This window comes from Bacteroides faecichinchillae JCM 17102 (assembly GCF_000614145.1).
Taxonomy (GTDB): Bacteria; Bacteroidota; Bacteroidia; order Bacteroidales; family Bacteroidaceae; genus Bacteroides; species Bacteroides faecichinchillae.
This window is the reverse complement of the sequence record NZ_BAKK01000076.1, coordinates 1-10617: the sequence shown is the minus strand read 5'-3', so window position 1 is coordinate 10617 and position 10617 is coordinate 1. Positions and strand designations below refer to the sequence as shown.

8 protein-coding genes are annotated in these 10617 nt (G+C 38.5%); all 8 read right to left on the bottom strand.

Annotated elements, in window-relative coordinates:
- Window positions 1-21: 21 nt before the first annotated feature.
- Window positions 22-273 carry a hypothetical protein gene (locus JCM17102_RS32050; protein WP_025076456.1) on the bottom strand — a complete coding sequence of 84 codons (252 nt, stop codon included), beginning with the start codon at window positions 271-273 and terminating at the stop codon, window positions 22-24.
- Window positions 270-1562 carry a Gfo/Idh/MocA family protein gene (locus JCM17102_RS20085; protein ID WP_025076455.1) on the bottom strand — a complete coding sequence of 431 codons (1293 nt, stop codon included), beginning with the start codon at window positions 1560-1562 and terminating at the stop codon, window positions 270-272. The genes JCM17102_RS32050 and JCM17102_RS20085 overlap by 4 nt, the downstream gene beginning before the upstream one ends.
- Window positions 1563-1646: 84 nt before the next feature.
- Window positions 1647-2225: a BT_3044 domain-containing protein gene (locus tag JCM17102_RS32300; protein WP_306302495.1), complete on the bottom strand. Its 579-nt coding sequence runs from the start codon at window positions 2223-2225 to the stop codon at window positions 1647-1649.
- The gene (locus tag JCM17102_RS32295) at window positions 2141-2665 is read right to left on the bottom strand and encodes a DUF4973 domain-containing protein (protein ID WP_306302494.1); all 525 of its coding nucleotides are present in this window, start codon (window positions 2663-2665) and stop codon (window positions 2141-2143) included. The genes JCM17102_RS32300 and JCM17102_RS32295 overlap by 85 nt, the downstream gene beginning before the upstream one ends.
- A 24-nt stretch (window positions 2666-2689) precedes the next feature.
- A complete protein-coding gene (locus JCM17102_RS20075) occupies window positions 2690-4786 on the bottom strand; it encodes a RagB/SusD family nutrient uptake outer membrane protein (RefSeq protein ID WP_025076454.1) in 2097 nt (698 codons plus the stop codon).
- Window positions 4787-4799: 13 nt separating this feature from the next.
- Window positions 4800-7904, bottom strand: coding sequence for a SusC/RagA family TonB-linked outer membrane protein (locus tag JCM17102_RS20070; RefSeq protein WP_025076453.1), 3105 nt, complete (start codon window positions 7902-7904; stop codon window positions 4800-4802).
- Window positions 7905-7927: 23 nt separating this feature from the next.
- Window positions 7928-9307: an IPT/TIG domain-containing protein gene (locus JCM17102_RS20065; protein WP_025076452.1), complete on the bottom strand. Its 1380-nt coding sequence runs from the start codon at window positions 9305-9307 to the stop codon at window positions 7928-7930.
- Window positions 9308-10111: 804 nt separating this feature from the next.
- Window positions 10112-10617, bottom strand: a 506-nt coding sequence (locus JCM17102_RS20055; protein WP_025076450.1) for a DUF1793 domain-containing protein, incomplete at its 5' end; no start/stop codon positions are given.

Here is a 10617-nt window from a genome sequence, read left to right as displayed (position 1 = left end):
AGTAGCTATGAGTGCATAAGTTTATTCTTGTATCTTATTTTCTCTTTTAAATAATACCTTTATACTATAAAAAAATATACGAATAATCGTCCAAAAAGTATAAATCAAAAAAGTAAATATAATTATATAGAATATACTAGTTATCATCTCAGAAAAATGAGTGTGATAGGTAATTATCGCATATAGATTGACCAGATTGGCTATAATGAAGCACACTAACAGATTAATCAATTCTTTCTTTTTCCGTTCTGCGGTTATAATACTATCTTTCATAGTGTCCCAGTGGATTTGGATTGATGATTCAGATAATTAATCTTGTATTCGTCAGGGAACCTGAGTGTTTTCTCTTCTTCCATTGCTTGATGTCCTAATAGACAGAGCATACTGGCATAATAACCTTCTTCTGCAATTCGCGGCGGTTGTTTACCGGTGATAACTGCTTCTACAAATGCTTCCAACAATAATGAGGTTCCGTCTGTTTTGGGGCGTTCTCCTAGTATGAGTTCTCCTTTATTACTATTGGCTGTCTCAGGGGCCCAACTAGTTCCTGCAAAAGGAAGGGAGTCGAACAGTTTATTTTCCCACTCATTGACCATTTGAAGAAAACCGGGAGCAGGAGGGATATTTTCGAAGTAATACCTTCCCTTTTCCGGTTCGACAGTACCCAAGTGCCCCATGATCTGTTCTTCAAGACCGTAGAACTTGTTGGATATGACAGAATCGAATGTCATCTTTACACCGTCATCGAATACGTATATGCAACTGACATTATCGTAGACTTCCCGGCCGTCTTTCCAATAGGTAATAGCACCGTGGCCCATTACTCGTTCGGGAAGTTTACGTAATGCCCAGCTTCCTATTTGGAGCTGATGACAAGCTAATTCGGTCATTAATCCTTTTGAAAAGTCCCGGTACAGGCGCCAGTTGATCAGGCGTTCCAGGTGTGGTGAAGGTACAGGACGTCTCCAGTCACCATTTCGATTCCAGAAAGTATGGATAGCGTTAATTTCTCCAAACGTGCCAGCATGGATCATTTCCATGGTTTTTATATACCGTGGGTCGAACAGACGCTGTTGTCCGGTGAAAAAAATTTTGCCACTACTCAGATATTTGTTATACATACGGAAGCATTCTTCCATCGTGAAACCGATTGATTTTTCACAGAATACATGTTTTCCCGCGTCAAAAGCGTCAATTACGATTTGGCAGTGGGAACTCAAAGGTGTTGCTACTAGTATAGCATCCACACTTCTGTCTTCCAGTACTTCATGATAGTCGCCATATACTTTAGCATTAGGAGCGAGCTTTAAGGCTGCTTCTATGGAGGCACGATAAATGTCACATAAGGCTACGATTTTGACTTTAGGGTTTTGAATGAGGAAATTCATAAGAAAGCGTCCGCGGGACCCAGGACCGATAATGGCCAGACGACATTTTTCGTTATTGGTTTGAGTTACCTCTGAGAAGGCAGAAAGCCATGGGCTGGCAGCTAGGATTACTCCGCTTCCGGCAATACCTAAGTTTTTTAGAAATTCACGACGACTGATGGAGTGGGCTTTCATATTTAAGTTTAAAATATTAAGGAAAGAATGATTCTATTATATTAGGATCATTCTTTCCGTTTAATTTAAATTATGACACAAAGATTACCATTGAATTTGTTGATCTTCGTCAGGAATCAATGTATTGAGATCACGTTGCATAGATAATGTACCTTCCACAAGATACTTAATTCTATTATTTTCACCGATTGTGGTGTAATCTTCAAATTCATATGACAAACCAAGAGTGATATAAATATGTTTTAAATAAGGTTTCTGTGGGTCCATTTCTTCTTCAATAGTATAATAAGACTGCCCGATTTCCTTAAATTTATTATTTTTGTCATTATCACTATAGATTCTCAATTTCTTTTTCAAGATATCAATTCTTTCGTCTGTGAACTCGATGAATACTTTGTAGAGTTTGCGATCCAGAAAATCAACATCTCTAAGTCCGGCATAGACGAATATCGTTTTGTCATCATGTACGTAAGCTCTATGTTCATTCAGAGTCAGTGGTTCTTTCTTATTACCGTCCATGTATATCATATACTTAGTACCTCCATAAACGCCCGAATAGTCGTTGAATGGAGTTATGTTCAGCAATGCCTTCCGATAATGTTTACGTGGATTGGCTGATAATCGTAAGAAGCATCGTCTACTATGGTCAGAGGCAATATCCATTTGTCGCTCAGATTTAGTGGATTTTCGCCATTATTTCCTCCCAAAGTGAAGTCTATGGGTAATAGAGTTTGGCATTCTCCAGCTGGAAATTCTATACTTTCAGGAAAAGTACAGTATTCGGATGTTAACTGTTGGTAAAAGAGTTCGTTCCGTTTACCATATCGTTCCTCGTTCAAACTTCTAAGTGTATCTGTATCTACAGCGAAATGTACGGTACGGTTGTGAGTATTCATCGTTGATCCACTAAAAATCACCGGAAGATTATAGCGTTTGGTTCCATTGATATCGTAGCGCACATAAACAGGAGTGACACCTGCGCTATTCGGTTCTGCTTTTAGAGAAGGCATTTGTAAGAATTGTTCGTCTTCCCATTCGTTGTTGCACGATGTGCAGCAGAGTCCTGCTGCCATCGCTAAAAAAAGATAATATATTTTCTTCATGTTCAATATGCTTAAATTGTAAGATTATTCCGGATCTCTCCATCCCGGATTCTGAGTTAATTCTTTATTATGTTTCAGCTCGTCATGATGAATGGGCCAGAACCACATTTTCGTAGTGAAAATAGATGGTAACGATGGAGTCACTGTCGGAGTATGGAAGATAGCGGACATATTTTTGGTACTATACGCATTGCATCCATATACTTGAGCAGATTCTTCTTGAGGAGCATCGCACCAGCGACGTAGGTCGAAATAGCGATGTCCTTCGGCGAACAGTTCGATCTGACGTTCACGTTTCAGTTTGATACGGAATTTAGTTTGGTCTTCATAGATATCAGCAGTGTAGTCGGGGATACCGGCACGAATACGAATTGGTTGAATACCTTTCTTCATTTCGTCGATTTTACGACTAATAGTGTAAGTGCGACTGCCATCCCAAGAAGGAATATCATAAGAACCTGACAGTTCGTTCAATGCTTCTGCATAGATTAGCAACACTTCCGCATAACGAATGGCAGGGTCCACTTTGGAGTTATTCATACGACTTTGATCATAAGAAGTTTGCAGTGTATTACTCATATCGTCTGGATGGATGTACTTTTTGATACTGATTCCCGTACGAGGCCAATATGTTGTATTTTTGTATCCGTTAGGATCTCCACGATAATAGAATATTTGTACATTCTTTACTTCGTCTTTGCTTTCGTCTGCATTCAGTAAGTTCCAGGTAGCGCCGTTGTAACCAACAGAAGCGTAAAAGCGGGGCTCTCGTCGTGCATACTGTTTACAGACCCCAACTCCTTTAGGACCCAGTTCCGGATAATTAATGAGTTCTTCTTCTGTTACTAAATCTGTTGGTCGCGGATCGGAGTTATAACGAAGAGGGCTTTCATATCCAGGTTGGTTCGCATACATATCGTTCATGCCTGGACAGTCGGAACCATCATTCATATAATAGGCATCACATTGTTTTTGAGTCATTCCATGCGAATTATATCCTTTACCTTCACGACGTGGCAACTGATGAATACACATTACGTTTATCCCTTCTCCTCCTTGGTTACGGCCTCTGGTAAATATCAGTTCCGGATTTTCATAAGCAGAGATCGCCCCATTAAATACGGAACGATAAGATTCGAACGGGTCAATATCCATGTATCCTTCCGGCCATGGCTTCTCATCGAAATGGTTTTCAGGATCTTTTTGAGGCTGTAATGTGCTAGGAAAAGCTATATCTCCATGTTCCCGACGTCCTGTAGTATATATATGATAATGATTCATATCCATGACATCTTTAGCTGCTGCAGCGGCTCTTGCCCATTTTCTTTCGTCCTTGGTAGGTGAAAGTAACGGATTACCTTCTCGATCTACCATAGCTGCTTGAACCTCTTCAGGAGCTCCACCATTAGCTAACGGGCTAGCAGCATAAAGCAATACACGTGCGCGGAGAGCTAAAGCTGCACCGCGGGTAGGACGGGAAATATTTTGCATATCACGTTGAAGTTGAAGCATGCTTGCCGCTTTTATCATCTCGTTGGCGATGTAGTCAGCGCATTCTTCATAGGTGTTGCGTGGGCATGCTATTTCATCATAATCTAATGTATAATCAACGCCTTCATCTGGTACGATAGGAATTGGGCCATAGGTACGAAGCAAAATCCAATAGAAATAGCCCCTCAGGAAATGTGCTTGACCTTTTATGTCATTCAATTCTTCTTCAGTGAATTCCTGATTCAGATGAATATTGTTGAGAAGAATTGTTACTTGACGAATTCCTCTATAGGCATTGAGCCATATCCATTTGCTATTGTCTCCTAAACCGCTTTCGTTATATTCACCGTTTTTCCACTTTTTATATCCATCGTTTTCATCCCCGTAATACATGTCATCTGCAAAATTGAAAGGGATGGTCTTTTTGCTGCATACGTCTTGCATGCTGTTGTCTGCGAGGTAAAAGTATCCTCTGGCCAACCATTTGTTGGTATACTCTTTATCTTTGAATACATCCTCTGTGGTCATACGTTCGTCAAACAGATAGTCTGAATCCAAATAATCAGCACATCCGCTGAATGAGAGATTCATACCAATCACAAGGGATAAAATTAATATTTTTCTTTTCATATGTTTTTGTTATTTATAGATTAACTGATACACCTAAAGTAAAAGTTTTGCTAAGTGGGTATTTTTTACCATCCGTACTTCCCATTTCTGGATCCCAAAGCTTAAACTTAGAGAATGTAAGCAAGTTGGTTGCAATAAAATAGAAACGTACCTTATTCAAGTGAGCCTTGTTTGCTAAAGCAGTAGGTAGCGTATAGCCGATATCCAAATTCTTTAGACGTAAATAGGCGCCATTTCTCAACCAATAAGTTGATTGCTGTTCATTGTTTTCATTCTTACCATAGGTTAGACGTGGGTATTCTGCATTCGGATCTTCATTTTCTCCCAATATCCAGCGATTGCTATTAGCCATTTCAGTCAATATATTACCCCAACCGTCACCAGTTCTGAACATAAATACAGTGGAACCGTCTATGAAATATGTTGATTTTCCTACTCCTTGAAAAAGAACATTCACGTCCAACTGCTTCCAACGTACACTGGTTCCGAATCCGTAAGTTAGGTTTGGTCTCTTTGTTGCCCCAATAGCTACTCGGTCATTGCCATCGATGATACCATCACCATTGATATCCTTATATTTGATATCACCAGGCATTACTTCGTTCCATGTTTGTCTTGGGCTGTTTCGGATATCATCATAATCTTTGAACAATCCCAAAGCAACCAATCCTTTCGCCTGATCAATACGATGACCTTGATTCAGTTTATATCCATAAATTGTATTTTCTTCATCCTGCTCAATGATCTCATTTTTGCTATAGGTCATGTTACCACGTAAAGTTACATCCACATTCTTAATTTTTTGCCTAAATGAAAAGTGCCCGTCGAATCCTTTGGTCTTTACTTCTCCGATATTAGCTTTAAATGTTTGTTCCAAGCCTACTATCCAAGGCAAATATTTACGATCCCAGTAAATATCAGAACGTTTTTCATGGAAGTAGTCGATTTCGGCCGTAAACTTATCATCAAACAAATGGATATCAACTCCTAAGTCCTGTTTAGTGGCTATTTCCCATGAAGTATCGAGTGAAGCTATGGAAGAATAGCGCATACCTCCATAGTATCTATTGACGTTGGCATTGATATCTGAAAACCAATAACCGCCGTCAGGTTCTTTTTTATTATCAACTGTCTTTGTTATTGTTTCAATATCAAATAAATAAGGGAAACGAATGCCGTTCAAATTGTCATTACCGGTTTTACCATACGAATAACGTACTTTAAGCATATTCAACCATTCTTTTGTCCGTTTTTTGATGAAAGGTTCTTCAGCGATGTTCCATGCAGCGGAAACTGCGGGGAAAAATCCGTAACGGTGATCCTTGTGGAAATTTTCCGATCCAGTATACCCAAAGTTGAAATTAACGAAGTAACGATAATTCCAGTTATAGGTTGCTTGTCCTGCTAATCCCTGATTACGACGAGCAATACCGTTTTTAATGTCTGTGCCGATCCCCTGAGTTTGTACTTTAGAAGATTGAGTATATTTCAATACTCCTCCTACATGGTGTGCCTTGAATCCACGGTCATAATGTAATTCCCATTCAAAGAATTCATGCCTTTCTCCACTAGAACCTGATGTTTGTTCAAGTTTCTTTTCATCAACAATTTTTGTAAATACTAAATCTCCTTCAGAATTACGATAACGTTCTGCACGCCAAAGCTCAGGATATTTATATCTCTTGATATAATTTGAATTTTCGGTATCATATCCAAAACGTCCTACAAAGCGGAGTCCTTTGGTGATGAAATCTAATTTCTGTTCCAAAGTCACATTGGTTTGAATATTATTTTTCCAGCTTTCATTGAATCCAGTCTGAGTAGCTTGGACCCATGGATTAAAACGGTCACCATTGTCATTTCCAATAGCTGGTATTCTTCCATCAGAATAAGTGATAGGCGTAGTGATGGCGTTATATCCCATTAATGCCGTCCAAATAGAAGTCGTACCCTGCCCCGGATCGTTCTGTTTACGTAATGATCCAGAAACACCAACTTTCAAAATAGTAGATTTAGTGATATCGATATCTACATTCATGCGATATGTCCATTTACGGAAATTCGTATTTGTGTTGTAGTCTTTTTTCATTGAATCGTCTACTTTGTACATACCTTGTTGATCCTGATAACTTCCTGATACAAAGTAACGGGCGGTTTTACCACCTCCACTCATGTTTACTGTAGCACGCGAACTGAAAGCACCATCACGCATCATGACGTCCATCCAATCTACGTTCGGGAATAAGTCCGGATCCAGTCCCAAACGGAACATTTCCAATTCTTCGTGAGAATAAAGAGGTTCTTGATTACGTGTGGTCTTGGCTTCATTTGCCATAGAAGCATAGGTATGTCCGTCTACGAAATCATATTTTTGGGTAAACGTGCTATAGAATCCTTCTAATTTCACATCTACATTGATTTTACCTTCTTTACCGCGTTTCGTGTTGATTAAAACTACTCCGTTTGCACCTTTACTTCCATAAATAGCCGTTGCAGAAGCATCTTTTAATACTGTGAAAGATTCGATGTCTTCTACACTGACTTCGTTGATATCTCGCTCAAATCCGTCCACTAACACCAGGGCAGCACTGCTGGCTCCAAATGTGGAAATACCACGAACCCAGAATTCAGAAACCGTACCTGGACGACCATCTGATTGCATTGCCATCACACCAGGCACTACTCCTGCCAAAGCATCTACAACAGAACTAGAGGGATTGGATTTCAACTGTTCTACATCTACGTTTGTGATAGCACCGGTTACGGCAATCTTTTTCTGAGTACCAGTACCTGTCACAACAACTTCGTCCATCACAGTGGCAGAAGATTCTTGCATAGTAACATTTACTACTCTTTGTTCCTTTATCAATACTTCTACCTTGTCGTAGCCAATGTATGAGAACACCAGTTTGTTGTAAGGAGGCATTTTTATTGAGTACTTACCGTTCAAATCAGTAATTGCTCCTAATCCGGGCATGTTTTCTATAGATACGTTTACACCGATCATCGGTTCTTTATTCGTATCAAGCACGGTTCCTGTTACTGTAACATTTTCCTGTGCTAATACACTGACGGAAAGTCCAAGCAACAATATACATGTTAGTAAAAAATTTCTCATTATAAAAATGTGTTTATCATTTGTTATTCAGTTTCTTTCGCAATTTTACGGATTATTTTATTCAGTCCATCGCCTACATAGAAGCAGTTTCTTTTCGGATCGAAAGTCAGTGCTCGTGGCTCGTTGAATCGTGCTTCTGTGCGTACTTCTCCGTCAAATAGTCCGGAAGTTCCGTTATTACCACGTCCGGCAAATGTTGTAACTCGTCCGGTTGGAGTCAGAATACGGACACAATGGTTGTTTTTATCACAGAAATAAAAATCATATTCATCATCTTGACCTGCATAATCTGGATTCTTCACAAATACTCCTTGAATAGGTCTGTTTAATTGTGCATGTGTTCCTATACCATCAGAATATCCCCAAGCATTTCCGGTTCCACAAATAGCATAAGGAGTAGTAAATGTTTTACTAATCCAGTCATAGTCAGTACGCATAATGAAATAGAATTCTTGCTCCAACATGTATGCATAATTCCCGGAAGGATGGGGCACTAGATAAATGGCAACTCCTGAGTATGGATTTTGAAAACATAAGCTGCTTTCACCAGTTTCAAAATCATATTTCCACATATCCCCCGCTCTATATCTGGAATAATAAAATTCACCGTTTATGGGGTGTACCATAGTTCCATTAACTCCACGAGCATATCCACCTAAGGTTTCTCTAGTGCTATAATTAGACTCCCGTGTGTATAGATAATTTGCTGTTCTTGTATCACTTGAATGATTGTGAGATAAAATGAGATCACCATCTAAAGTCCAAGTCATGGCAGTTACCCTATCAAAACCATGAGAGAAAGTCCCTATTTCATTTTTTTCAAGGTCAAGGTACCGTGTCGTTTTTCCATCATTGGTAAAATATAATTTATTGTAATCTGACAATGGATCCCATGAAAACCAGAAAACATTTCCGAAACCGCCTCCTGCATCAAGTGGACCATCTTTCATGTCAAAGAATTCGTTCGAGTTTTCGTAATGCGTTCCGAAGGCAGTACTTACCATCCATTTCTTTTCGTATTCGAAAGTGCTTTCAGCTTCTGCGCTACTTATTACTTGTCCATTGTCGTCCAAAGCGCTGACCTGAATGTCTCCATTGTAAGCTTTTGGGGGAATGATGCAGTACATACTCTTGTTTTTTACAGTGATAATACGTGCATCCTTTCCGCCAATTGTTACTTTTACCCTTGATATGTCATTGCCGAAGTTGTCTCCGTACAAAATCAAGTTATTACCGACTCCTCCTTTTTTGGGAGAAAAGTCGGAAATGACAATTGGTTTGTTGGGATCAAAAGCTTCTCCTTGATCCTCATTGTCGTCTTTGCAACCAGTGAAGCAAAGAGCGACAAATGCTAACAACATCCATTGGATGTGCCAAACATTACTTTTTGTCTTCTTTTTCATAATACATTTTTTTTAAGATAAATAATATTAATTGTTACGTTTGTTGAGCAAATCGTGCTTGTAATCTAATAGATTATTATCATTATTGTTAAAATAAAGGTCAGTCATATAAAAGGTTATATCTATTGTGTTTTCACTGGGAGAATAGCTTAAATTTTTAATCACATATCTATAATCGTCTGTTTTGGTTTCTGTGCATCTTACAAAGATTTCTATATCACCTCCTTCTTTTCCTATTTTAGGAAGTGGAGCTTTGCTTATACCTAGGGAGCTGGTAGAACTTCCATTGTATGTATTTGCATAGCCTTCATTTGTATGATAGGTTGATATGAGAAAGTATAAGAGGGAACTAATTCGTACCTTTGAAACGGGAAGTTTAGTCTTAGCAAATGAAAATTTTTATCCCTAGCTTTTTCCTTGTTTACAAATAAAATGTTTTTCATAATTTAAAATCAGTTAATAAATATATGATTGTCGTTACAAAATATTTATGGTTTTTCTATTTAATGATCGGTATTAGGTACTTTCCCTTACCATTCCGATTTTTTGAACTAAATAATTTGTTTGATCAATTTTTTAATATAATAGAATCCTATAAGCTTTCTGAAATTCTCTATTAAAATGGGCTTATAGTAGCCTATAGTATTTCCGTTTGCGCAAACGAAACTATCGCAAAAAAACTATACTCTTCAGAAGTAAGTTTTGATTTATCAGATTTCTGTCTTTTTCCTCCTTGAAGAAAAAAATGATAAGAGCATATATTCATATTTAGTTGACAAATAAGTATATTGGTAATTAAGTATCTCATAGTATTTTGTCTTTCATCACTTGCATCCAATATCCTCCGATAACAGAGCGGGCTTTGAACCCCACGTACTCACCACTATCCGTGTGATGCCAATCACTGATAGGTACACGAGTTTTTGTTTCATTAATGTATTTATAAAGAGGATCTATAAACTTCTCGAATGTATTCTGGTCGGGTGCCATTGCCGCCGTCCACATAATCCAGTCTGATTTAGTGTACTCTTTACGGGAATCCAGAGGTAAACCATAAAGATTTTGTTTAGTCAGATAATACTTGATTTCTTTTTCGATCACGTTATTAGGGAAAAGATTCAGCTTCCACATCTTATCCCAAACCATATTATACTTTTGACTCCAAGTGTTTTCACGATCAAAAGCCAAGCGATAATGATCACCATCATTAGCCATTTTTTCCCATTTCACCGCCATATTTTTTGCAATAACAGCGTATTTGTCCGCGACATCATCCATACCAAGTAGACGTGCCATCTCACTATATCCGG

Excerpts from the sequence above, each read along its gene's own strand:
- JCM17102_RS32300 (WP_306302495.1), bottom strand. The coding sequence starts at position 2,225 with ATGGATATTGCCTCTGACCATAGTAGACGATGCTTCTTACGATTATCA.
- JCM17102_RS20070 (WP_025076453.1), bottom strand. The coding sequence starts at position 7,904 with ATGAGAAATTTTTTACTAACATGTATATTGTTGCTTGGACTTTCCGTC.
- JCM17102_RS32295 (WP_306302494.1), bottom strand. The coding sequence starts at position 2,665 with ATGAAGAAAATATATTATCTTTTTTTAGCGATGGCAGCAGGACTCTGC.
- JCM17102_RS20085 (WP_025076455.1), bottom strand. The coding sequence starts at position 1,562 with ATGAAAGCCCACTCCATCAGTCGTCGTGAATTTCTAAAAAACTTAGGT.
- JCM17102_RS20075 (WP_025076454.1), bottom strand. The coding sequence starts at position 4,786 with ATGAAAAGAAAAATATTAATTTTATCCCTTGTGATTGGTATGAATCTC.
- JCM17102_RS32050 (WP_025076456.1), bottom strand. The coding sequence starts at position 273 with ATGAAAGATAGTATTATAACCGCAGAACGGAAAAAGAAAGAATTGATT.
- JCM17102_RS20065 (WP_025076452.1), bottom strand. The coding sequence starts at position 9,307 with ATGAAAAAGAAGACAAAAAGTAATGTTTGGCACATCCAATGGATGTTG.